Origin of the sequence: Luteimonas suaedae, from assembly GCF_008312895.1 — a bacterium.
Lineage (GTDB): Bacteria > Pseudomonadota > Gammaproteobacteria > Xanthomonadales > Xanthomonadaceae > Luteimonas > Luteimonas suaedae.
In genome coordinates, this window is sequence record NZ_VSSP01000021.1 from 1 (window position 1) to 22,863 (window position 22,863).

The window sequence follows — 22,863 nt, forward strand, 5'->3', positions numbered from 1 at the left end:
CTCGTTGGGGATTGGACTCCAAATCGCCGTGCTACTCAAAAGCGGGGGGACGTCGCCCGCGGCATCGCGCGCATGGCGCGCTCCTACGGATGCCTGGGCCCGCACCGGTGACGTCTTGCATGTCCGTGCAAGCGGGCAGAAGGACCTTGGGTAGGCGTCATTCGTGCAGGCGGATTTTTGTGGCCATGAACGAAGAACGGGCGCCTCTCGGCGCCCGTTCTGGTTTGCAGCGATGATCGATTCGCCGATCAGTAGCGGTAGTGCTCCGACTTGAACGGGCCGTCCACCGGCACGCCGAGGTACTCGGCCTGCTCCTTGCTGAGCCTGGTCAGCTTGACGCCGATCTTGTCCAGGTGCAGGCGGGCGACTTCCTCGTCGAGGCGCTTGGGCAGGATGTAGACCTTGGGGTCGTACAGGTCCTTGTTGGCCCACAGGTCGATCTGCGCCAGGGTCTGGTTGGCGAAGGAGTTCGACATCACGAAGCTGGGGTGGCCGGTGGCGCAGCCCAGGTTCACCAGGCGGCCCTCGGCCAGCAGGAAGATCGCCTTGCCGTTCTTGAAGACGAACTTGTCGACCTGCGGCTTGATGTTGATCTTCTCCACGCCGGCCAGCGCCTTCAGCGGCTCCACCTGGATCTCGTTGTCGAAGTGGCCGATGTTGCAGACGATGGCCTGGTCCTTCATCGCCTGCAGGTGCTGCACGGTGATGATGTCCTTGTTGCCGGTGGTGGTGACGTAGATGTCGGCGCGGCCCAGGGTGTCCTCGATCGTGGTCACCTCGTAGCCCTCCATCGCCGCCTGCAGGGCGCAGATCGGGTCGATCTCGGTGACGATCACGCGGGCGCCGTAGGCGCGCAGGCTGTGGGCCGAACCCTTGCCGACGTCGCCGTAGCCGCAGACCACGGCCACCTTGCCGGCCAGCATCACGTCCATCGCGCGCTTCAGGCCGTCGGCCAGCGATTCGCGGCAGCCGTACAGGTTGTCGAACTTGCTCTTGGTGACCGAGTCGTTGACGTTGATCGCCGGCACCAGCAGCTTGCCCTGTTCGGCCAGCTGGTAGAGGCGGTGCACGCCGGTGGTGGTCTCCTCGGACACGCCCTTCCAGTCCTTGACCACGGTGGTCCAGAAGCCGGGGCGCTCCTTGGCGACGCGCTTGAGCAGGTTCTTGATCACCTGCTCCTCGGGGCTGGAGGAGGGCGACTCGACCCAGGTGCTGCCGTTCTCGAGGTCATAGCCCTGGTGGATCAGCAGGGTCACGTCGCCGCCGTCGTCGACCACCATCTGCGGGCCGAGGAAGCCGCCCTTGCCGTCGGGGAAGCTCAGCGCGTCGAGCGTGCAGTCCCAGTACTCCTCCAGGGTCTCGCCCTTCCAGGCGAACACCGGGGTGCCGGTGGCGGCGATGGCCGCGGCGGCGTGGTCCTGGGTGGAGAAGATATTGCACGAGGCCCAGCGCACGTCGGCGCCGATGTCCTTCAGGGTCTCGATCAGCACGGCGGTCTGGATGGTCATGTGCAGCGAGCCGGTCACGCGCACGCCCTTGAGCGGGGCGTCGGCGGCGTGCTTGCGGCGGATGGACATCAGGCCCGGCATCTCGTGCTCGGCGATGTCGATCTCCTTGCGGCCCCAGTCGGCCAGGGAGATATCGGCGATGCGGTAGTCACCGCTGGATTGCGTGGTGTCGGCTGGCTTGGCGACAGCGTTCATGGGTTTTGCTCCGGTTCGTGGCCCCTGCCGCGTGCGGTGGGGCGGGTGAAGGCAACCGGGCGCCGTTTTACGTGAAACCCGTCGAGCCTGGCCGTGCGCCTGTTGCGTGATCGCGGATCAATCGCAAACGGCACGGTCGCAGCGCCCCTCGACGGGGCCGATGATTGTATCGCCTCTTGCGGATGGAAAGATGACCGGGCGCTGCGGTCTCCGCAGGGCGGCGTGCTCGGGAATGCCTTGGGTTTCGTCTCACTGGCCCGGTGGAGCGGGCCGGTCGCTGGTCGGGCGGACGTCAGTCGGCGACCAGTTCCACGAACCCCAGCAGTGCTCCCGCGGCGGGCTGGATGCGCAGCACGCGCAGCTGCGCGTCGCCGGTGTCGAGCTTGTCGCCCACGCGCAGCGTCCGTGTTTCCACCGCGTCCGACGACAGCCGCGATCGGGCCTGGCCGAGCGGCCAGCGTTCGACGGTGGCCACATCGGGAGCGATGTCGAGGGTGGCGATCCAGCCGCCGTCGGTGCGGAGCCGTCCCTGCTGGAGCAGGACCGGGTGGCCGGGGTCCGGCGGTGCGATGCCGCCGGCGTCGGCCACCGGCTGCAGTTGCATCGTGGCGCGTGTCCCCCCGGTGGCGGGGACGATCGCGCCCACCTGCACGAAGCGCCCGCCCACGGGCAGCACCGCGCCGCTGGCGAGGGTGACGTCCGGGTCGCCGGACGGGGCGTCGATGAAGCTGAGTTGCGCGCGCGGCGCGCCGCCATCCACGAAGACGTTGCTCAGCCCCAGCGCCGCTTCGCCGTTTCTCCAGGGGATGCCCTGGGTCAGTTCGATCGCATCGCTCATCTGGGATGTCCGCCGGTCAGGTTGCGGCTGCGCGGCCTGCAGTGCCTGCGCTGCGGTCAGGCACGCGCCCGCGAGCAGGAGGAGGGTGGATCGCATCATGCGTCGCATGCGCCCGGTTCCAATGTGGCAGCCGTCGCTACCATCGCCGCTGGGCGAGGCCGCGTCAATCGCGCGGCACGTCGGAGATCGACAGGAAGATCTGCTGCGCTTCGGAATAGGGCAGGGTCACGTCGCCGCTGCCCCAGGGGTTGCGCAGCTCGACCATTTGCACGCCGTCCTCCACGAAGACGTCGCTCACCGAGTAGGTGTGCCACCCAACCACGTTGTGCTCCTGCGCCAACTGCGCTGCCTCGCCCTCGAAGGTTTCCGGCGCCAGGAAGGTGATCGCGTCGCCGTCCTCGAAGCTTGCCTGCAGGTCCTCGAAGCCGAGATTGCCCGGAGGGCGCGAGTCGGCCGACTCGCCGGTGAGCGCGGACAGCGCATCGGCCGGGCTGCCGCCGGCCTCGAATTCGCCGTAGCCGCCGGTCAGCTGCGCGTAGGCCTTTTCGACCAGTTGCGGCCAGATCTCCTGCGCGCCGTCGGCGACGTCGCCGGAGGCCTGTGCGGCGCTCTCCGGGAACTCGGCGGTCACGGTGATCTGCACCTCCTCCCAGCCGGAGCCGATCCCGAACAGGCCGCCCTCGTCGTACTGGTGCAGGGTGACGGTGTAGGTGCCGTCGCCGTTGTCCCGGATCATCTCCTCGATGGCGCCGGGATCCTGCTCGGCCACTGCCGACATCGCCGCGACCAGGAAGCAATTGTTCATCTGGCCCTGGCGCACGTCATTGGGCGCGACTGCGTGGGAATCGCCTGAACCTTGGGCGAAGGGCGTGGTCTCGCCCTCGATCGGCCGGCAGTCGCCGTCGTCGCAGGGATTCTTGACCTTGCCTGCGGTGGCGTCCGCGTCGGGCAACCGCAAGGGCGGTGCCCAGGAAACCTGGTCGAGCGACATGGGGATGCCTCCGAGGCTGTGCGCTGGGACGACTCTAGCGACCGGCATCTGCGCCGGACAAGCTGGGGTTGGCCCTACCCGAGGGAGACGATCCGCCCGGCGCCCGGCTACAGCCAGTCCGGATCCGGCAAGGTGTGGAGCACCGAGCGCAGGCTGTCGTTCCACTGCCGGCGGATCTCGCCGTAGTACGGGTCGTCGTCCTCCAGCCGCCGTTGCACGCCCAGCTGCAGGCTGTCGTGGCGGTAGACCAGCAGGTCGATCGGCGTGCCGACCGAGACGTTGGAGCGGATGGTCGAGTCGAACGAGACCAGCACGCACTTGGCGGCCTCGGACAGCGAGGTCTGCGGGGTGATCACGCGGTCGAGGATCGGGCGGCCGAACTTGGTCTCGCCGGTCTGGAAGAACGGCGTGTCGGCCAGGCTCTCGATGAAGTTGCCTTCCGAATACACCAGGAACAGGCGCGGGCTCTCGCCGGCGATCTGCCCGCCGAGGATGAACGAGGCGTTCGGGTCGATGTTGCTGCTGCGCAGGTAGGACTCGTCGCGGGCGCGGATCTCGCGCATCGCGTCGCCGACCAGGGTGGCGACCTCGAACATCGATTTCGCGTTCATCAGCCCCGGCTGCGCGGCGTCGTGCGTGGCGCGGTGATCGAGCAGGTTCAGCGCGTTCTGGGTGACCGAGAGGTTGCCGGCCGACAGGGTGACGATGACGCGCTCGCCGTCGTTGGCGAAGACGCGCATCTTGCCGAAACGGCCGATGTCGTCGACGCCGGCGTTGGTGCGCGAGTCGGAGGCGAAGATCAGCCCCTGTTCCAGGTTGAGTCCGACACAGTAGGTCATCGCGACAGGGTATCCGTCCGGATGTGCGGGTGGCGCGAGAAGATAGCCGGCAACGGCCCTGACGGGAAGCGGTTCATGTCGCCGTAGGAGCGCGCCATGCGCGCGATGCCGCGGGTGCCGGCAGGGTCCGGTGGATGCCGCGATCCCGGACCGGCAGGCGCGCCGGTCACCGGAATCCGCGGGCGGCGAAATGCCCGCAGCATCGCGCGCGTGGCGCGCGCCTACAGCTTGGCGGCCTTGCGCAGTTCCTCGGCGCGGTCGGTCTTCTCCCAGGAGAAGGCGGTCGCGGTCTGCTTCTTGCCGGCGCCGTCGACGTAGCTCACGTCCTTCGGCTTGCGGCCGAAATGGCCGTAGGCGGCGGTGGCGCGATACACCGGGTGGATCAGGTCGAGCATCTTGACGATGCCGTAGGGGCGCAGGTCGAAATGGGCGCGGATCAGCTTCTCGATCCTGTCGTCGCTGATGTGGCCGGTGCCGAAGGTGGTGACCGAGATCGAGGTCGGCTCGGCGACGCCGATGGCGTAGCTCACCTGTACCTCGCACTTGTCGGCCAGCCCCGCGGCGACCACGTTCTTGGCGACGTAGCGCGCGGCGTACGCGGCGGAGCGGTCGACCTTGGACGGATCCTTGCCGGAGAACGCGCCGCCGCCATGGCGGGCCATGCCGCCGTAGGTGTCGACGATGATCTTGCGGCCGGTCAGGCCGCAATCGCCGACCGGGCCGCCGATCTCGAACATGCCGGTGGGATTGATGTGCAGCTTCTTCTTCGACAGGCCGTCGAGCCATTGCTTCGGCAGCACCGGCTTGAGCACGTGCTCGCGCACCGCCTCGACCAGGTCCTTCTGGCGCACGCCCGGCGCGTGCTGGGTCGAGAGCACCACCGCGTCCAGGCCGACGATGCGGGCCTCGTTGTCGTAGCGCAGGGTCACCTGGCTCTTGGCGTCCGGGCGCAGCCACGGCAGCGGCGAATTCTTCTTCTTGCGCACCTTGGCCTGCTGCTCGACCAGGCGGTGGGCGTAGTAGATCGGCGCCGGCATGTACTCGGGCGCCTCGTTGCAGGCGTAGCCGAACATCAGGCCCTGGTCGCCGGCGCCCTGTTCCTCCGGCTTCTTGCGGTCCACGCCCTGGGCGATGTGCAGCGACTGCTTGCCGATCAGGTTGAGCACGCCGCAGGTCTCGCCGTCGAAACCGACCTGCGAGCTGTCGTAGCCGATGTCGGTGATGACCTTGCGCACCAGCGACTCCAGGTCCACCCATGCCGAGGTCGTCACCTCGCCGGCGACGATCGCCACGCCGGTCTTGACCATGGTCTCGCAGGCCACGCGTGCGCGCTTGTCCTGGGTCAGCATGGCGTCCAGCACCGCGTCGGAGATCTGGTCGGCGACCTTGTCCGGATGGCCTTCGGAGACCGACTCGGAGGTGAAGAGATAGCTGGACATCGTCACGGGCTCCTGGAAGGGACGCATCCCTTGATTCGGATGAAAAGATGGCCGGCATGATACCGCAGCCGTTGGCGCGTGCGCACGGCAGTCGCGCCCGGGCACGAAGCGCCTGTCTTGGCGCCCACGCTTCCATCCAGTCCCCGGCCCGCGATCGAAGTCCATGTTCTGCCCAGCCCGATCGAGGTTGCGTGCTTCGGGGGAAAGCTCTGGAAGCCCCGCGCCTTCATCCCCGCGAAGGGGGGCATGGACCAAGGCTGGATCGACATTCACTCCCTCTGCCGACCCTGTAGGAGGGGCTTCAGCCCCGACCTGCTGAAGATCGCGGCGAGGTAACCGGGAGCGCGCGCGCCGGCCGGGAAGCTGCGTGCGTGGGCCTGTTTCGCGCTTCACTCATTTCCCGGGTCGGGGCTGAAGCCCCTCCTACAAGGACAATGGGCAAAGGCGAATTGCGATACACCCTCAAGCCCTTGGCACGCGGTGGGGCCGTTGTCACCGTCGCGCAGCAAAACCGCAACCGGGCTGTCTTCGCCCCGGCGCAGGCTGGCGGCCGTCCGGGCCGACCCTCTCGCTCCCATGCTCCAGCTGGAACAGCGCCTGCAACAACGCTTCCCGCACTGGTTCCGCGGCCGCCGCGCGGGCTTCGCGCGGCCGTTGCTGCGGACGCTGGGCCGCTGGTCGCGGCTGGCGGACATCGATGCGTTCCTGGCCGCGCATGGCCACCTGCGCGGCTTAGATTTCGTCGCCGCCACGCTGCGCTTCCTGCAGGTGCGCTACGACGTGGCCGACGAGGCACTGGCGCGGATCCCGGCGACGGGACGGTTGCTGGTCGTCGCCAACCATCCCTCCGGCGCGCTGGATGCGCTGGCGCTGCTCGACTGCATCGGACGGGTGCGGCGCGACGTGCGCATCGTCGCCAACGACTTCCTGTCGGCGATCGCGCCGCTCGAGGCGCTGCTGCTGCCGGTACGGATCCTGGGCGGCCGCGCGGACGCCGCAAGCCTGCGCGCGGTGGGCGAGGCACTGCAGGCCGACCAGTGCGTGATCGTGTTTCCGGCCGGCGAGGTCTCGCGGCTCGGATGGCGCGGGGTGCGCGACGGGCGCTGGCGCAAGGGGGTGGTGCGCTATGCGCGGGCGGCGGCGGCGCCGGTGCTGCCGGTGCGGATCGTGGCGCGCAATTCGGCGCTGTTCTACGGCACCTCGGCGCTGTACAAGCCGGCGGCCACCGCGCTGCTGGCGCGGGAAATGTTCGCGCGGCGGTCGCGGCCGTTGCAGCTGCGCATCGGGCAGCCGCTGCAGGTCGGCGACGGCGATGCGGCGTCGGTGCTGCGGCGGATCCGCGCCACGCTGTACGCGCTCGGCCGCGAACGGCGCGCGCCGGCTGCGCCGCAGGCGCTGGCGCCGGCGCTCGGCTCGCGTCAGCTGCAGCGGGCGCTCGTGGCGACCGAACTGCTGGGCACCACCGCCGACGGCATGCAGATCCGCCTTTTGCAAGGCAGCGCAGAGTCGCCGTTGCTGTTGGAGATCGGCCGGCTGCGCGAGCTGACGTTCCGCGAGGTCGGCGAGGGGACTGGCCGCCGTCGCGACCTCGACCGATTCGACGCCCACTACGAGCACATCCTGGTCTGGGACGCGGCGCGATCGCGGATCGCCGGCGCCTACCGCGTCGCCCGCGTCGCGCCGCTGCTGGCGCGGCACGGGCTCGGCGGCCTCTACAGCGCTTCGTTGTTCCGCTATGCCGATGATGCGATCCCGCGGCTGGCCGAGGGCATGGAGCTGGGGCGCAGCTTCGTGGTGCCGGAGTACTGGGGCAGCCGCAGCCTCGACTACCTGTGGCAGGGGATCGGCGCCTACCTGCGGCGCTGGCCGCGGGTGCGCTACCTGTACGGGGCGGTGTCGATCAGCGCGGCGCTGCCGCTGGCGGCGCGCGAGCAGCTAGTCGCCTATTACCAGCGCTACTACGGCAGCGACGAGCCGCTGGCGGCTTCGCCGCGGCCGTTCCGCTATTTCGCCGCGCCGCCGTGCTTCGGCGAACTGGGCGTGGATACCGCGTTCCGCGTGCTCCGGCAGAACCTGGCCGCGATCGGCACCGCGGTGCCGACGCTCTACAAGCAATACACCGAACTGTGCGAACCGGGCGGGGCGCGGTTCCTGGCGTTCGGCATCGATCCGGATTTCAGCGACTCGATCGACGGCCTGATCGAGGTCGACATGCAGCGGCTGCGGCCGAAGAAGCGACAGCGTTATCTGGGGAAGGGCGGGGCCACGCGCCCCAACGGGGAAGAGGTGATGGCATGAGCGCAATGACACCGATGCGGCGCGCGGTCTTCGTGTCCGATATCCATCTGGGCTCGAAGCACTGCCACGCCGCCGAGCTGGCGGAGTTCCTGGGGAGCGTGCGCTGCCAGCGGCTGTACCTGGTCGGCGACATCGTCGACCTGTGGTGGATGGCGCAGCGGCGCGCACGCTGGGGAGCGGCGCAGCAGCGGGTGATCGAGGCATTGCACGCACAGCACCGCGCGGGGGCGGAGCTGATCTACGTACCCGGCAACCACGATCGCGCGGTGCGCCGCTTCTGCGGACTGATGCTGCCGGCGATGCAGTTGCGCCGGCGCACCATCCACACCACCGCCGACGGCCGCCGGCTGCTGGTCACCCACGGCGACGACTACGACGCGATCACCCATTTCGGTGGCCTGCAGGAGAAGTTCGGCGACTGGCTGTACTACCGCATCCTCACCGGCAACCAGGTGCTGAACCATGTCCGCCGCCGGCTGGGGCGACGCTACTGGTCGCTGTCGGAGTTCCTCAAGCGCCGCAGCGGCGCCGCCGAGCGCTACATCGCACGCTTCGTGCAGGCGGGACTGGACGACGTGCGCCGGCGCGGGCTGGACGGGATCGTCTGCGGGCACATCCACCGCGCCGCACTGCTGCAGCGCGACGGCCTGGTCTATGCCAACGACGGCGACTGGGTGGAGAGCCTGACCGCGCTGGTCGAGGAGGCCGACGGCAGCCTGCGCTTGCTCTCGCATCGCGGCGAAGTCCTGGCCGAGGTGCTGCCGCGCCTGCGCCTGGTGGCCGACGACGCCACGCTGCCGCGCGCAGCCTGACCGCCTGGTGCGTTCGCCGTAGGAGCGCCCCATGGGCGCGATACCGCGGGTGTCGACAGCATCCGGCGGATGCCGCAATGCCGGGACGGCAGGCGCACCGGTCACCGAAATCCGCGGGCGGCGATATGCCCGCGGCATCGCGCGCATGGCGCGCTCCTACGCAGGGCGAATCGTCGTTCCAGCGCAAGCTGGAACCCAATTTGTCGGCGATGCCGGAAAATGGGTCCCAGCCTTCGCTGGGACGACGGTTATGCTTTTACCGATTACCGATTACCGATTACCGATTACCGATTACCGATTACCGATTACCGGATTCCCGGATTCCCGGATTCCCGGATTCCCGGATTTCCAGCCCCGATCCTCAGCGCTGCTCCAGCCGGCAGGCCGCCTGCTAGCATCCCGGCATGGACTCGATCACCCAGATTCTGCTCGGCGCCTCCCTCGCCGCCGCGGTCGTACCGAACCACCATCGCCGTGCCGCGCTGCTCGCCGGCGCCGCGCTCGGCACGCTGCCGGACCTCGATTCGTTCCCGATCATGCTGCTGACCGACGACCCGGTGGCGCTGATGACGCTGCACCGCGGCCTCAGCCATTCGCTACTGGTGCTGCCGCTGGTGGCCTGGGCGATCTGGGCGGTGTTCCGAAGACGCAACGGCCGCGTCGCCGAGGCGCCGACGCGCTGGTTCTGGGCGATGCAGCTGGCTTTGATCACGCATCCGCTGCTCGATGCGTTCACCGTCTACGGCACCCAGTTGCTGTGGCCGCTGCCGGTGCCGCCGGTGATGTGGTCGAGTGTGTTCATCATCGATCCGATGTACACGCTGTGGCTGTTCCTCGGTGTGCTGGTGGCGGCATTCGCCGGTGTGCGGCCTGTCGCGCAGCGCGCGCTCGTGCTCGGACTGGCGCTGAGCTCGGCCTACCTCGGCTGGTCGCTGCTGGCCAAGGGCATGGTGGAGCGCGAAGCCGAGCGCGCCCTGGCTGGCATGGGGCTGGCCGATGCACCGCGTTTCTCGGTGCCGATGCCGTTCAACACCCTGCTGTGGCGGGTGGTGGCGATGGCACCGGACGGGTTCGTCGAGGGCGAACGCTCGCTGGTCGCAGATAGCGGGCCGATGCGCTTCCGCCGCTATCCATCCGACACCGCGGCGCTGGCCGAGGTCGCCGAACTGCCGGCAGTGCGGCGCCTGGTCTGGTTCAACCACGGCTTCATGAAGGCGGAGGTCCGCGATGGGCAACTGGTGCTGAGCGACCTGCGCATGGGCGCCGAACCCGACTACAGCTTCAACTTCGCCGTCGCCGAGCGCCATGGCGATGGATGGCGGGCGATCGCGCCGGAGCAGCTGTCGTGGCCATGGGAGGCACGTCGGCGACTGGGCGAGATGTGGGCGCGGATCTGGAAAGAGCCCGCGGCGGACGAAAGACTGGACGCACATGAGGGCACCACGGAAGGTGCGATCCGATAACACTCGCGGGCGACCGGGCGCGCCCTCTCGCCGCGGCCTGCCGTCGTTAAGTCAGCATACGCGCTCATCCCGTTTTGCATGGCGGTCTCTCCTCTGCCGGTGTCGCGACTTCCCGGCGGCGGCATGCCGCCCCCACTCCCACAGGAGGAAACGAACATCCCGATCTATGCAGCGATGACGGATCGGGCGAAATAGCTTTTGCGAATCACGAATCACCAATCCCGAATCACAGCCCTCAATACACCGTCGCCCGCGCCTGCACGAACGAAAAGAAGAACACCGCGTCCGGATCATTCTGCACCTGGCGCATCTCGCGGCGCACGCCGTCGACGGTGTCCTGGTTCACCTTGCCGGCCGCCAGCAGCTGGTCGGCGGCCGAGAGCAGCAGTTCCTCCCAGAACGCGATCATCTGCTTGCGCCGCGCCGGCTCACGGTTGTCGAGATGGAAGGTCTTGATCGCCGTGGTCACGTCGCGGAAGCCGCCGGCCAGCAGCAGGTTGCCTAGCTTGGCGCCGACGAAGGGATCGCCGCCGCTGTCGATCTGGAAGTCGTTGAACGCCATCCAGTAGCGCCACACGTTGGGCGAGTAGGGATCGAGCAGGAACGAGGCGTTCATCACCTCGGTCACGTACACCGGTGCGCCCGGCGTCAGCACCCGGCGCACCTCCGCCAGCACCCGCGCCGGCGCCGGCACGTGCTCGAGCACCCAGCACAGGAAGGCGGCGTCGAAGCTGCGCGGCTCGAACGGCAGGTCGGTGGCATCGGTGCAGTGCAGGGCGTAGCGGCCCTCGAGCCACGGCTTCGCGCCGAGGTTGGCGCGCGCTGCCTCGAGCTGCTGCGCGTTGAGGTCGACGCAGGTGACGTGCTGGTCGGGAAAGCGGCGCAGCAGGATCTCGGTCTGCGCGCCGACGCCGCTGCCCACTTCGAGCAGTCGTTTGGTGCCGGCGTAGTCGATGTCGCGGAACACGGTCGACTCCGCCAGGCGGGCCTGCTTGACCAGGCGTGCCTGCTCGGTCGGCGAGAAGCCGTGCAGGTAGGGGAACTCGGTGGCGGTGCAGGTGTCGCTCATGGCAGGTCAGCGGTAGCCGGAAGAAGATTCCGTAGGAGCGCGCCATGCGCGCGATACCGCGGGCATCGCGCCGCCCGCGAATTTCGGTGGCCGGCGCGCCTGCCGGTCCAAAATCGCGGCATCCGCCGGATCCTGCCGACACCCGCGGCATCGCGCGCATGGCGCGCTCCTACGGGGGAAGCGCATGTCGGCTCGTCGAACATTTCAGGCGGCCACCGGCAGCGGCGCTTCACCCGCGCTCAGCGCATCGAAATAGTCGCGGGTCAGCGCGATCTGCGCCTCGGCGCTCTCGGCGCGGTTGACGACGGCGCGGAAAGCGGTGTTCTCGGGCCGGTCCTTCGCGTACCAGCCCAGGTGCTTGCGCGCGATGCGCACGCCGGCCGGCTCGCCGTAGAAGGCGTGCAGTGCCTGCAGGTGGCCGAGCAGCACGTCGCGGACCTCGGCCAGCGACGGCGCCGGCAGCAGTTCGCCGGTCGCCAGGTAATGCGCGATCTCGCGGAAGATCCACGGCCGCCCCTGCGCGGCGCGGCCGACCATGACCGCGTCGGCGCCGGTGCGGCGCAGCACCTCGGCCGCCTTGTGCCGCGAGTCGATGTCGCCGTTGGCGATCACCGGAATCGACAGCTCGGCCTTGATCGCGGCGATGGTGTCGTACTCCGCATTGCCGGTGTAGTGCTGGTCGCGGGTGCGGCCGTGCACCGCGAGCGCGGCGATGCCGGCGCTCTCGGCGATGCGGGCGATGGCCGGGGCGTTGCGGTGGTCCGCGTCCCAGCCGGTGCGGATCTTCAGCGTCACCGGCACGTCGACGGCGTTCACCACCGCGTCGAGAATCCGCCCGACCAGCGCCTCGTCCTGCATCAGCGCCGAGCCGGCCCAGGCGTTGCAGACCTTCTTCGCCGGGCAGCCCATGTTGATGTCGATGATCTGCGCGCCGTGGTCGACGTTGTAGCGGGCCGCCTCGGCCATCACCGCCGGCACGGTGCCGGCGATCTGCACGCCGACCGGGTCCGGCTCGCCGGCATGGTCCATGCGGTGGCGCGACTTGCGGGTATTCCAGAAGCGCGGATCCGAGATGGTCATCTCCGACATCGCCAGCCCGGCGCCGAGCCGCTTGCACAGCTGGCGGAACGGCTTGTCGGTGACCCCCGCCATCGGCGCGAGTAATAGGGGCGGGTCGATGCGATGGGGGCCTATCTGCATGACCGCATTGTCGCCGATTGTCTTGCGGGACGCGTCCGGGTTCGATTCCAAATAACATTCACGATCGTGTGAGTTAGTATTGACACACCCCAGCGGCGGGGGCAGTATCGGGCAGGAGTTATCCGCTGAAACCAGCATCTCTTGTGGGGAGGGATCGGTATGGAAGGTCGTTTGATCGCGGCTGCGGTCGCGTTGCTCGTTGCACCTGTGTCGGTCATGGCGCAGGCCACGGCCGAAGCGCTCGATGCCGAAGCCCGGAGGAACCAGGCGCAGCCTGCCACCGAAGTCCAGGAGCTGGACCGGCTGATCGTCACCGCGACCCGCCGCAGCGAACCGCTGCAGGACGTGCCGCTGAGCATCACCACGCTCTCACAGGAGGAACTGGACGAGAAGGGGATCGTGGGCTACGAGGGCCTGGCCCAGGAGACCCCGGGCGTGGTGCTGAACCGGGCCAGCGCCAATTTCAACAACTTCACCGCGCGCGGCATCGCCACCAACGGCTACAACGCCAACCTGCAGAGCACGGTGGCGGTCTACATCGACGAGCTGCCGATCTCCTCGAACGGCAATTCCACGATCCTCGACCCGAGTCTCTACGACGTGGAGCGGATCGAATTCCTGCGCGGACCGCAGGGCACCCTGTTCGGCTCCGGCTCGCTGGCCGGCGCGCTGCGTATCCTGACCCGCGCGCCGGATCCGAACCTCTTCGAAGCGTCGTTCCTGGCCGACATCGGCGTGACCGGCTCGGATGCGCTGCGGCAGCGCTACAACGCCATGGTGAACGTGCCGCTGGCCGAGGACACGCTAGCGCTGCGGGTAGTCATGTTCTCGCGCGACGAAGAAGGCTACATCGCCAACATCGGCACCGGGGTCGAGAATGCCAACACGCTGGAGAGTTGGGGCGGCCGCGCCACCATGCTGTGGGAGCCGACCGATCAGCTCTCGGTGCAGCTTCGCGCGTCCCGCGAGGAGAGCACGCCCGGGGACTCGTCGCTGGTCAATCCCGCGCTCGGAAAGGACACCCGCAACTCCGACCGGCCGGACATGTTCTCTGGGGTGATGACGAATTACAACGTCACCCTCGACTACCAGTTCGACGGTGCGCATCTGACCAGTTCCTCGACCTGGTCCGACTACGATGCGCTGTTTCACGTCGACCTGGCCGGCACCTTCGCCCAGGCGATCGCCTTCGCCCTGGACGCCGATGCCTACGACGAGACATTCGTGCAGGAGGTGCGGCTGGTTTCCGACACCGGCGGCCGCCTCGACTGGGTCCTCGGTGGGTTCTACTTCGACCGCCAGCGCGACGTCGACTTCAACTATCGTTCCAGCCAGGAGTTCCTCGACGCACGCGGGATCACTGGCCTGCCTGACGAGTACTACCAGCGCTTCCAGAGCTATTCCGTCTCGAAGGAAAAGGCGCTTTTCGGCCAACTGACCTACCGCTTCACCGACGACCTCTGGTCGACCGTCGGCCTGCGCTACGGCAGCACCGAGGCCCAGGGGTTCACCCGGCCGGGCGGCTACAACAGCAACTACCTGACCAACGCGCTGGTCGGCATTCCCGGTCCGCTGACCGTCGTGCCGATCGCCGCAGCCGAAGGTGTCAAGGCCAGGGAAACCGGGCCGTCGTACCGGTTCAGCACCTCGTGGCGGCCGACGCCGTCGCTCACCGCCTACGGCGCGGTGGCGACCGGCTTCCGCGCTCCAGTGGTGAACGCCAGGGCGGGCGCGGCCAGCGTGGTCGACCCGGACGACCTGATCATTCCGGACGGCGCCGAGTCCGACGAGTTGATCAGCTACGAGATCGGCATGAAGGGACGCTGGATGGACGGCCGCATGCTGGCCAACCTCGCGCTCTACCATATCGACTGGAACGACATCCAGGTCCAGGCCAACCGCGTATCCGACCAGGTGCAGTTCGCCACCAACATCGGCGGGGCTTACAGTCGGGGGCTCGAGTTCGAGCTCAGGGCGATGCCGGCGCTGGGATGGACCGTCGCCCTGAATGGCGCGTTCAACAAGGCGCGGGTCGACTCGCTGACGCCGGCCGAAGCCGCGATCTCGGGCGCGGTCGAGGGTGCGCGGCTGTCGGGGCCGGAGTTCAGCGGCTCGCTGCTGGTCGAATACGCCTTCGACGTATTCGGCAACGCCGACGGCAATGCGTCGCTGGCGGTGGTCCACGTCGGCGGTTTCCCCGGCTCGTTCCCGAACGTGCCGGGGCAACCCGGCACGATCAGTCCCACCTTCGATCACACCGAGGACTACACGGTGGTCAACGCCAGCCTGGCCGCAGCGTTCGAGCGCGTCACCGTCGGCCTGTACGTCGAGAACCTGTTCGACGACCGCTCGACCAACTACGTCCATCCCGAGTCGTTCCTCGACAGCCGCTATGGCGTGGTCCGGCCGCGTACGGTCGGTATGCGCGTGGGGTACCGGTTCTGATGGCCGGCGTTTCCGGCCTCGCTTCGGTCGAGCGCGCGCGCGTGGTACGTCCGGACGCCCGGGCCTGGGCCGTGCTGGCGATCCTGTGCTTCGTCTACGTGCTCAACTTCCTGGACCGCCAGCTGCTCTCGATCCTGGCCAAGCCGATCCAGGACGATCTCGGCGTCAGCGACGGGCAGTTGGGCCTGATCGGCGGCCTGTACTTCGCCATGTTCTACTGCATCCTGGCGATTCCGGTCGGTTGGCTGGCCGACCGGACCAACCGGGTGAAGGTGCTGGCCTTGTCCTGCGCGCTCTGGAGCGCAGCCACCGCAGCGTGCGGCATGGCGTCCAACTATCCACAGCTCGCGCTCGCACGCATGGCGGTGGGCGTGGGAGAAGCGGGCGGCGTGCCGCCGTCCTACGCCATCATCTCCGACTACTTTCCCTCCGGCACCCGTGGAACGGCGCTGAGCCTGTTCAACATGGGGCCGCCGATCGGGCAGGCGCTGGGCGTGGCGTTCGGCGCCTCGATCGCGGCGGCCTATTCCTGGCGACTGGCGTTCCTCTGGGTTGGCGTCGTCGGTGTGTTCACAGCGGCGATCGTCTGGTTCTTCGTGCGCGAGCCTAGGCGCGGCGGCCTGGACGCCGCGCCGGGCCGGACGCAGGCGCGGCTTCCGGAAAGCGATCCGGTGTCCGTCTCCGTGAAGTCGGGCTTCTGGCCCACGTGCCGGATGTTCTTCACCCATCCGGTGCTGTTGCGGGTGGCGCTGGCCTGCGCGGCGACCCAGTTCATCACCTATGCCGTGCTGAACTTCACCGTGCTGTTCCTGATGCGGGAAAAGGGCATGAGCCTGGGCGACGTGGCGATCTGGTACGCGCTGCTGGTGTTGGTCGGCATCAGCGCGGGAATGTTCGCGTCGGGTCGCCTGATCGACCGTCTGGTCCCGCGCGGCAAGGTCGCCTACGCGCATGTCCCGGCGATCGGCCTGGCGCTGGCGGTTCCGCTGTTCGTCGGCTTCATCTGGGCGCCCGGATGGCCGCTGGCGCTGGCGTTCCTGCTGCTGCCGATGGGCCTGAACTACTTCTACCTGTCGCCGGCGGTGACGCTGGTCCAGGAAGAGGTGCGCCCGGACCAGCGTGTGCTCTCGGGCGCGCTGTTGCTGTTGGTGATGAACCTGGTCGGGCTCGGCCTTGGCCCGACCTACCTGGGCTTCGCCAGCGACCTGTTCCGGCCCGCCTATCCCGACAGTTCGCTGCAGATGGCCTTCTACACGCTGGTGCCGTTCTACGGCGTGGCGATCGGGCTGTTCCTGTGGCTGGGGAAGGCGCTCAAGCGCCAGGACTACGAGGAGGCATCGGCGGCATGAACTGTTGGATGACGCACGTCGTCGCGGGCATCGTCGCCATGTGCTCGGCGGCATCGGTCGGGGCGGTCGATTCACCGGTGGTGGAGGCGCCCGCAGGCGCCTTGCGCGGCGAGGCCACGGACGGCGTCGCCGCCTTCAGGGGCATCCCCTATGCGGCCGCGCCCACGGGGCGGATGCGCTGGCGCCCGCCGGTCGCCGCGGCGTCCTGGGACGGGGTCCGCGATGCCATCCATTTTGGCCCCGCCTGCCATCAGCCCACGTCGCGGCCCGGCAGCATCTACGCGCCGGCGCAGCCACCGCCGATGAGCGAGGATTGCCTGTCGCTGAACGTGTGGGCGCCGGCGGCTGCCGACGGCGCGCCGGTCTTCGTCTGGATCCATGGCGGTTCGCTGGTGGCGGGCGCCGGCAGCGAGGCGATGTACGACGGTGCGCGCCTGGCGGCGCGCGGCGTGGTGGTGGTGACCATCAACTATCGGCTCGGCGTGCTGGGCTACCTGGCGCACCCGGAACTGAGCGAGGAATCGCCCGACCGCGTCTCGGGCAACTACGGGCTGCTGGACCAGATCGAGGCGCTGCGCTGGATCGGGCGCAACATCGCCGCGTTCGGGGGTGATCCGGGCAACGTCACCATTGCCGGGGAGTCGGCGGGCGCGCTCAGCGTCATGTACCTGATGGCCGCGCCGGCCGCGCATGAGCTGTTCCACAAGGCGATCGCCCAGAGTGCCTACATGATCTCGACCCCGGCGCTGCGGGAAACGGTGCATGGGACGCCATCGGCCGAGGAGTCGGGCGTGGCGCTGAGCCGCAAGCTCGAAGTGCGCGGGCTGGAGCGCCTGCGCGCCATGGACGCGCAGGCGCTCGCCACCCAGGCGGCGCTCTCCGGCTTCATGCCGCTCGGCAACGTCGACGGTCACGTGCTGCCGGCCCAGCTGGTCGAGGTGTTCGACAGGGGGGAGCAGGCGCCGGTGCCGATCCTGGCCGGGTTCAACGAGGGCGAGATCCGTTCCCTGCGCTTCCTGCTGCCGGCGGCGCCGGCCGACGCGGCGGCTTACGAGTCGCAGATCCGGTCGCGCTATGGCGATCTTGCGGAGCGGATGCTGGAACGTTATCCCTCCAGCGACCTGGACGAGTCCATGCTTGCCACCGCCCGGGACGCGATGTACGGATGGACCGCCGAGCGGCTGGTGCGCAGCCAGACCGCGCTGGGGCATCGATCCTTCCTCTACTACTGGGACCATGACTATCCCGCCGCGGTCGATGCGGGGCTGCACGCGTTCCATGCCAGCGAGATTCCCTATGTGTTCGGTACCGCAGACCGGACGCCGCCGCACTGGCCGAAGGTCCCGTCGACCGCCGCGGCGACCGGCCTGTCCGAAGCGATGGGGGGCTACTGGACAGCGTTCGCGCGCGACGGCACTCCCGCCGCAGCCGACCAGGCGGGGTGGCGCCCTTACGGCGACGGACGCGCCTACATGGCTTTCCGGCAGGCACCGGTCCCGGATGAACACCTGATGCCGGGCATGTATGAGCTGGTCGAGGAGGTGGTCTGCCGGCGGCGCGCGCAGGGCGACCTGCCCTGGCACTGGAACGTCGGCATCGTCGCGCCGCCGCTGCCGCAGGGAGCGACTGGATGTCGGTGATCCACGGGGAGATGCAGCATTACGCGCTGACCCTCGACAAGTTGCTCGACCATGGCGCCAAGTGGCATCCCGACGCGCAGGTGGTCACCGCGCGTGGCGGCGGGCGCCGCGACCGGGTGGGTTACGCCGGGCTCCGCCAGCGCAGTCGCAGGATCTCGGCGCTGTTGGCCGGGTTCGGGGTCGCCGCCGGGGACCGCGTCGCCACCCTGGCGTGGAATACCCAGGCACACATGGAAGTATGGTTCGCCACCGCGGGGATGGGCGCGGTCTGCCATACCCTGAACCCGCGCCTGAGCGAGGCGCATCTGGTCGACATGCTGGATCACTCCGCAGCGCGGGTGCTGGTGGTCGCCGCCGACCTCGCGCCGCTGGCGCGTCGCATCATCGCGCGGGCGAAGTGCATTGAGCGGCTGCTGTCGATCGACGGCGTCGCCGTTGTAGAAGGCCTGCCCGACATCGAGGCGCTCGAAGCCCTGCTCGTGCGCGAGCAGGCCGAAGCGCCCTGGGGCGGTTTCGACGAGAACGCTCCCTGCGGGTTGTGCTTCACCTCGGGCACGACCGGCGCCCCGAAGGGCGTGACCTACACCCATCGCGCCAGCTTCCTGCATACGTTGCGCGCGCTGCAGGCGGACACCATGGCCATTTCGACGCGGGACACGGTGCTGCTGGCCGTGCCGATGTTCCATGCCAACGGCTGGGGCGTGCCGTTCGCGGCCCCGGCGGTCGGCGCGCGCCTGGTGCTTCCAGGGCGTCATCTGGATGGCGCCAGCCTCGCGGAGCTGATCAACGCCGAGTCCGTCACCGTGGCCCTGGGCGTGGCCACGGTATGGCTGGCGCTGGTCGAGCACCTCGAGGCCAGCGGTGGCGGGACGCCGTCGCTGCAACGGGTCATCGTCGGTGGCGCGCCGCTGGCGCCCGCGCTGATGCAGCGCATCGAGCGCTGCCTTGGTGTCACCGTGCAGACCAGCTGGGGCATGACCGAACTGTCACCGACGGGAACGGTGGCGCAGCCGGACGATCCGCGGCGCGCGGCCCACCTGTCCGGGCGCCCGTCCATCGGCATCGATCTCCTGCTGACCGACGCCCAGGGAAACGCGCTGCCGGAACAGCGCGGGGTGGAGGGGCACCTCCGGGTACGCGGCGCCAGCACGATCCAGCGCTACTTCGGCGAGGTAGGGCCGGCGGTCGACGACCAGGGATGGTTCGCGACCGGGGACCTGGCGCGTATCGACGGCGAGGGCAACCTGGTCATCACCGGCCGGGCCAAGGACCTGATCAAGTCGGGGGGCGAATGGATCAATCCCTCGGAGATCGAGGACATCGTCGGCGGCATTCCCGAAGTGGCGATGGCGGCCGTGATCGGGCGCCAGGACCCGAAGTGGGGGGAGCGTCCGGTGCTGCTGGTGCAGTTGCGCGAGGGGTGCGCAGTGAGCGATGCGGCGTTGATCGATCCGCTGCATGGCCGCGTGGTTCCGTGGTGGGTGCCCGACTCGGTGGTTCGCGTGGACCGGATGCCTTTGGCAGCGACGGGTAAAATTGACAAAATGCGCCTCAGGGCCGAATACGGCGGCGCGCGCGGAGCACCGGTGACATGATGTCCCGACGCAGCGCCAGCCCGGCGGAGCATTGGAGGCGGAAGCGTGCCAGCAGATGCGACATCCCGGTCCGGGCGCGGCAGCAGGAAGAGCCGGACAAGTGCGCCGGCGAAGCGCCCGACCAAGGCGGAACAGCGCGCGGAGATGATCGAGCAAATTCTCGATGCCGCCGAGCACCTGTTCTCCAGGCACGGCCTGTACGGCGTCACCCTCAAGGACGTGGCCGGTCGCGTGGGCGTGCACCATACCCTGCTCAACTACTACTTCACCGACAAGAAGACGCTGTTCGACGCAGTGATCGCACGGCGCGCCGCGGTGACCAGCGGCCTGCGGATGAAGGCGCTCGACGAGTACGAGGCAGCCAGCGGCGGCAAACCCACGATCGAGGGCGCATTGCACGCTTTTCTCGATACCGACCTCGACCTCTACATCCAGGGCGGCGAGAACTGGAAGAACTACGGCGCGCTCAGCGCGCTGGCTTCCAACACCCCCTACGGCGCCGAACTCATGGACCGGCACTTCGATCCGGTGGTGTTGCGCCTGATCGACCTGCTCAAGAAGGCGCTGCCGGACTGCGACGAGGCGGACATCTTCTGGGGCTACCACTTCGTCACCGGCGCGCTGATGCTCACGCTGGCGCGTACCGGCCGCATAGACCGGCTCTCCGGCGGGCTGTGCCGCTCGGACGACTACGACGCGGTGAAGGCACGCATGGCCAGCTTCATGGCGGCCGGCTTCAGGTCGGTCTGCAAACGGCGGGGGGGCGGCGGCAAGCGCTGAGCGCACCCGTGTCCCCGTCGGATATTTTCCAAAGACGGGGAGTCGAGCAATGCCGCTCAAAGGACGCGTAGCGATCATCACCGGTGCCGGCGGCGGGCTTGGCCGCCAGCACGCCCTCTACCTGGCGCGGAAAGGCGCGCGCGTGGTCGTCAACGACCTGGACGCCGCATCCGCCGCGGCCGTCGCCGCGGCGATCCGCGATGCCGGAGGCGAGGCCCTGTCCGCGCCCGGGTCGATCACCGACGAGGCGGCCGTCGCGGCGATGGCCGCGCACGCGCTCGAAGCGTGGGGCCGCATCGACATCCTGGTGAACAATGCCGGGATCCTGCGCGACAGGAGTTTCGCCAAGATGGGCCTGGACGAGTTCAGGCAGGTGGTCGACGTTCACCTGATGGGCGCGGTGATCTGCACCCGGGCAGTCTGGGACACGATGCGGGCGCAGGCCTACGGCCGCATCGTCATGACTACCTCGTCCTCGGGCCTGTACGGCAATTTCGGCCAAGCCAATTACGGCGCCGCGAAGATGGCGTTGGTGGGGTTGATGCAGACCCTGGCCATCGAGGGCCGCAAGTACGGCATCCGCGTCAACTGCCTGGCGCCGACCGCGTCGACCGGGATGACGGCGGGCGTGCTGCCCGAGGAGAGCCTGCGCGCGCTGGAACCCGCGCTGGTCAGTCCGGCGCTGCTGCCGCTGGTGGTCGATGACGCACCCACGCGCGCCATCGTCTGCGCCGGTGGGGGCCATTTCGCCCGCGCCTACGTGACCCTGACCGAAGGGCGTCACCTCGGTGCCGGCGATGATGCGGGCGAACGCGTTGTCGCTGAGTGGGACGCGGTGTCGGATCCGGCCGGGCAGGTCGTGCCCGAGTACGGCTTCACACAGGCCGAGCGCGAGGTCGCCAGCGCCGGTGCGCAGGCGGTTGAAACCCTGTCGTCCCGTACCCCCAGAGTTGCCTCGTGACACGTCCCTTCTCCCGCCTGCGGGAGTGGGTGCCTCGACAGGGCTGAGGGGGCTTCCCGGCGCTGCGGGCTTCACCTTCCGCCTTTAGGACTTTCCACACAAACCGAAGAAGGAATCCGGCGGCGCAACAATCCAGACTCCTCGAACGGAGGTCCATCATGACCAGTCGACGCCAGCTCCTGCTTTCCGGTGCCGCGCTCGCCCTGGGCAGCCTCGGCCTGCCGGTCTTCGCCGGCGACCGATTCGGGCCGGTGATCGCGCGCCTGCGCCGTTTCGTCGGGGACGGCGAGCTGCCCTTCGCCGCGATCCGCATCGCCAGGCACGGCCGGGTGTTGGCCGAAGCGCAGATCCCGGGTGTCGAGAGCATTGGCGCGGACAGTCTCTACCGCATCTATTCCATGACCAAGCCGGTGGTGGCCGCGGGCGTGATGCTGCTGGTGGAGGAGGGCAGGCTGGCGCTGGAGGATCCGGTGGCGCGCTACGTGCCGGAGTTCGCTGGCCTCGGGGTCGTTGCCGGCTCGCTGGAAAGGCTGGAGCCGGCGCGGCCGATGACGGTGGCGCATCTGCTGACCCACAGCTGCGGGCTGGCCAACAGCTGGGGCGATGGCCGCGTTGCGCCGCTCTACCGGGAGGCGGGTCTGGTTGCGGGCGCATGGATGTACGATCCGCAGATCGGCGGGCTGGAGGGTTTCGCCAGGCGGCTGGCCGCGTTGCCGTTGGAGTTCCAGCCGGGCACGGACTGGATCTACGGCTATGGATTGGACATCGCCGGCCTGGTCATCGAGTGCGTCAGCGAGCAGCGCCTCGGCGAATTCCTGAAGCGCCGCATCTTCGAACCGTTGAGCATGGGTGCGACCGGATTTTTCGTTCCCGAAGGACAGGCCGAGCGTCTCGCAGGCCTCTATGTCGCGCGTGACGGCCGCATCGAGCCGGTGGCTGACGGCAGCGAACGCGCGCCGCTGAAGCGGCCCTTCGCCGATGGTGGCAGCGCCGGGCTGGTCTCGACTCTCGAGGACTACGGCCACTTCGCCGACATGCTGGCCAACGGCGGCGCGCGCGGCGACGTGCGGGTGATGGGCGCGGCTTCCGCGCGGCGGCTGGTGACGCCGTACGGGCCGCAGGGTGCGCTGATGCCCTCGCTGCTGCGCTTTGGCCGCTATGCACCTGGCAGCATCGCCCACGCGCTGGGCGGCGTGGTCAGACTCGACGACCGCGGCGGACCGGGATCGGCCGGCGAGTATGCCTGGGGCGGCGCGGCGGGCACGGGGTTCTGGGCTACGCCAGGTCTCGGCCTGTCGGTCACGGTGATGACCCAGGTGGTGCCGGTCACCGCGGCGCCGGCGCGCGACACGCTCAGGCCGTTGGTCTACGAGGCGCTGGCGGCCAGTTGACGGCCGCGCGGGACGCGCAAGCGGTCAGGCGTGCGTTCGAAGATCGCCGC

17 protein-coding genes and 1 riboswitch are annotated in these 22,863 nt (G+C 69.0%); of the genes, 10 read left to right on the plus strand and 7 right to left on the minus strand.

Annotated elements, in window-relative coordinates:
• Positions 1 to 248 precede the first annotated feature (248 nt).
• The 5 genes from ahcY to metK all read right to left on the minus strand — a co-directional run bounded on the left by ahcY (position 249) and on the right by metK (position 5,810).
• On the minus strand, positions 249 to 1,703 hold the full coding sequence (ahcY, locus tag FXO19_RS18330) for an adenosylhomocysteinase (protein ID WP_149196565.1): 1,455 nt from the start codon (positions 1,701 to 1,703) through the stop codon (positions 249 to 251).
• 50 nt (positions 1,704 to 1,753) lie between these two features.
• Positions 1,754 to 1,859: riboswitch (S-adenosyl-L-homocysteine riboswitch) on the minus strand.
• A gap of 136 nt (positions 1,860 to 1,995) precedes the next feature.
• Positions 1,996 to 2,541 (minus strand): hypothetical protein, encoded by a 546-nt coding sequence (locus tag FXO19_RS18335; protein WP_149196566.1) that lies wholly within the window; start codon positions 2,539 to 2,541, stop codon positions 1,996 to 1,998.
• A 163-nt stretch (positions 2,542 to 2,704) separates the two neighbouring features.
• Entirely contained in the window at positions 2,705 to 3,532 is an 828-nt protein-coding gene (locus FXO19_RS18340; RefSeq protein WP_187775850.1) for a C2 family cysteine protease, read from the minus strand.
• Positions 3,533 to 3,639: 107 nt separating this feature from the next.
• A complete protein-coding gene (locus FXO19_RS18345; protein ID WP_149196568.1) occupies positions 3,640 to 4,371 on the minus strand; it encodes a proteasome-type protease in 732 nt (243 codons plus the stop codon).
• 221 nt (positions 4,372 to 4,592) lie between these two features.
• A complete protein-coding gene (gene metK, locus FXO19_RS18350; RefSeq protein WP_149196569.1) occupies positions 4,593 to 5,810 on the minus strand; it encodes a methionine adenosyltransferase in 1,218 nt (405 codons plus the stop codon).
• Positions 5,811 to 6,386: 576 nt separating this feature from the next.
• On the opposite strand from metK, the gene olsF reads away from it, so the two are divergent.
• The 3 genes from olsF to FXO19_RS18365 all read left to right on the plus strand — a co-directional run bounded on the left by olsF (position 6,387) and on the right by FXO19_RS18365 (position 10,383).
• Positions 6,387 to 8,108: a bifunctional ornithine lipid synthase OlsF gene (olsF, locus tag FXO19_RS18355; protein WP_149196570.1), complete on the plus strand. Its 1,722-nt coding sequence runs from the start codon at positions 6,387 to 6,389 to the stop codon at positions 8,106 to 8,108.
• Positions 8,105 to 8,920, plus strand: coding sequence for a UDP-2,3-diacylglucosamine diphosphatase (locus FXO19_RS18360; protein ID WP_187775851.1), 816 nt, complete (start codon positions 8,105 to 8,107; stop codon positions 8,918 to 8,920). The genes olsF and FXO19_RS18360 overlap by 4 nt, the downstream gene beginning before the upstream one ends.
• A 404-nt stretch (positions 8,921 to 9,324) precedes the next feature.
• Positions 9,325 to 10,383, plus strand: coding sequence for a metal-dependent hydrolase (locus tag FXO19_RS18365; RefSeq protein WP_149196571.1), 1,059 nt, complete (start codon positions 9,325 to 9,327; stop codon positions 10,381 to 10,383).
• 235 nt (positions 10,384 to 10,618) lie between these two features.
• Here the strand turns inward: FXO19_RS18365 and FXO19_RS18370 are convergent, their stop codons facing one another.
• Both FXO19_RS18370 and dusB read right to left on the minus strand, forming a co-directional pair.
• Positions 10,619 to 11,452 (minus strand): class I SAM-dependent methyltransferase, encoded by an 834-nt coding sequence (locus FXO19_RS18370; protein ID WP_149196572.1) that lies wholly within the window; start codon positions 11,450 to 11,452, stop codon positions 10,619 to 10,621.
• A gap of 204 nt (positions 11,453 to 11,656) precedes the next feature.
• Entirely contained in the window at positions 11,657 to 12,652 is a 996-nt protein-coding gene (gene dusB / locus FXO19_RS18375) for a tRNA dihydrouridine synthase DusB (protein WP_149196573.1), read from the minus strand.
• Positions 12,653 to 12,811: 159 nt separating this feature from the next.
• On the opposite strand from dusB, the gene FXO19_RS18380 reads away from it, so the two are divergent.
• The 7 genes from FXO19_RS18380 (at position 12,812) to FXO19_RS18410 (ending at position 22,813) form a co-directional block, all read left to right on the plus strand.
• Positions 12,812 to 15,097 (plus strand): TonB-dependent receptor, encoded by a 2,286-nt coding sequence (locus FXO19_RS18380; RefSeq protein ID WP_149196574.1) that lies wholly within the window; start codon positions 12,812 to 12,814, stop codon positions 15,095 to 15,097.
• The gene (locus FXO19_RS18385) at positions 15,097 to 16,446 is read left to right on the plus strand and encodes a spinster family MFS transporter (protein ID WP_149196575.1); all 1,350 of its coding nucleotides are present in this window, start codon (positions 15,097 to 15,099) and stop codon (positions 16,444 to 16,446) included. Before FXO19_RS18380 ends, FXO19_RS18385 begins: the two co-directional genes overlap by 1 nt.
• An 8-nt stretch (positions 16,447 to 16,454) precedes the next feature.
• A complete protein-coding gene (locus FXO19_RS18390) occupies positions 16,455 to 18,086 on the plus strand; it encodes a carboxylesterase/lipase family protein (RefSeq protein ID WP_149196576.1) in 1,632 nt (543 codons plus the stop codon).
• On the plus strand, positions 18,077 to 19,681 hold the full coding sequence (locus FXO19_RS18395; protein ID WP_149196577.1) for an AMP-binding protein: 1,605 nt from the start codon (positions 18,077 to 18,079) through the stop codon (positions 19,679 to 19,681). The genes FXO19_RS18390 and FXO19_RS18395 overlap by 10 nt, the downstream gene beginning before the upstream one ends.
• Before the next feature lie 144 nt (positions 19,682 to 19,825).
• A complete protein-coding gene (locus FXO19_RS18400) occupies positions 19,826 to 20,461 on the plus strand; it encodes a TetR/AcrR family transcriptional regulator (protein WP_149196578.1) in 636 nt (211 codons plus the stop codon).
• Positions 20,462 to 20,510: 49 nt separating this feature from the next.
• Complete coding sequence (locus FXO19_RS18405) at positions 20,511 to 21,422, plus strand: SDR family NAD(P)-dependent oxidoreductase (protein ID WP_149196579.1); 912 nt, start codon at positions 20,511 to 20,513, stop codon at positions 21,420 to 21,422.
• 158 nt (positions 21,423 to 21,580) lie between these two features.
• Complete coding sequence (locus FXO19_RS18410; protein ID WP_149196580.1) at positions 21,581 to 22,813, plus strand: serine hydrolase domain-containing protein; 1,233 nt, start codon at positions 21,581 to 21,583, stop codon at positions 22,811 to 22,813.
• The last annotated feature ends 50 nt before the right edge of the window (positions 22,814 to 22,863 follow it).

What these genes read in the sequence shown, in the direction of transcription:
- FXO19_RS18370 (WP_149196572.1), bottom strand. Translation starts at nt 11,452, where the DNA reads ATGAGCGACACCTGCACCGCCACCGAGTTCCCCTACCTGCACGGCTTC.
- metK (WP_149196569.1), bottom strand. Translation starts at nt 5,810, where the DNA reads ATGTCCAGCTATCTCTTCACCTCCGAGTCGGTCTCCGAAGGCCATCCG.
- FXO19_RS18395 (WP_149196577.1), top strand. Translation starts at nt 18,077, where the DNA reads ATGTCGGTGATCCACGGGGAGATGCAGCATTACGCGCTGACCCTCGAC.
- FXO19_RS18345 (WP_149196568.1), bottom strand. Translation starts at nt 4,371, where the DNA reads ATGACCTACTGTGTCGGACTCAACCTGGAACAGGGGCTGATCTTCGCC.
- FXO19_RS18400 (WP_149196578.1), top strand. Translation starts at nt 19,826, where the DNA reads ATGATCGAGCAAATTCTCGATGCCGCCGAGCACCTGTTCTCCAGGCAC.
- dusB (WP_149196573.1), bottom strand. Translation starts at nt 12,652, where the DNA reads ATGCAGATAGGCCCCCATCGCATCGACCCGCCCCTATTACTCGCGCCG.
- FXO19_RS18365 (WP_149196571.1), top strand. Translation starts at nt 9,325, where the DNA reads ATGGACTCGATCACCCAGATTCTGCTCGGCGCCTCCCTCGCCGCCGCG.
- FXO19_RS18340 (WP_187775850.1), bottom strand. Translation starts at nt 3,532, where the DNA reads ATGTCGCTCGACCAGGTTTCCTGGGCACCGCCCTTGCGGTTGCCCGAC.
- FXO19_RS18410 (WP_149196580.1), top strand. Translation starts at nt 21,581, where the DNA reads ATGACCAGTCGACGCCAGCTCCTGCTTTCCGGTGCCGCGCTCGCCCTG.
- FXO19_RS18390 (WP_149196576.1), top strand. Translation starts at nt 16,455, where the DNA reads ATGACGCACGTCGTCGCGGGCATCGTCGCCATGTGCTCGGCGGCATCG.
- olsF (WP_149196570.1), top strand. Translation starts at nt 6,387, where the DNA reads ATGCTCCAGCTGGAACAGCGCCTGCAACAACGCTTCCCGCACTGGTTC.
- FXO19_RS18380 (WP_149196574.1), top strand. Translation starts at nt 12,812, where the DNA reads ATGGAAGGTCGTTTGATCGCGGCTGCGGTCGCGTTGCTCGTTGCACCT.
- ahcY (WP_149196565.1), bottom strand. Translation starts at nt 1,703, where the DNA reads ATGAACGCTGTCGCCAAGCCAGCCGACACCACGCAATCCAGCGGTGAC.
- FXO19_RS18405 (WP_149196579.1), top strand. Translation starts at nt 20,511, where the DNA reads ATGCCGCTCAAAGGACGCGTAGCGATCATCACCGGTGCCGGCGGCGGG.
- FXO19_RS18385 (WP_149196575.1), top strand. Translation starts at nt 15,097, where the DNA reads ATGGCCGGCGTTTCCGGCCTCGCTTCGGTCGAGCGCGCGCGCGTGGTA.
- FXO19_RS18360 (WP_187775851.1), top strand. Translation starts at nt 8,105, where the DNA reads ATGAGCGCAATGACACCGATGCGGCGCGCGGTCTTCGTGTCCGATATC.
- FXO19_RS18335 (WP_149196566.1), bottom strand. Translation starts at nt 2,541, where the DNA reads ATGAGCGATGCGATCGAACTGACCCAGGGCATCCCCTGGAGAAACGGC.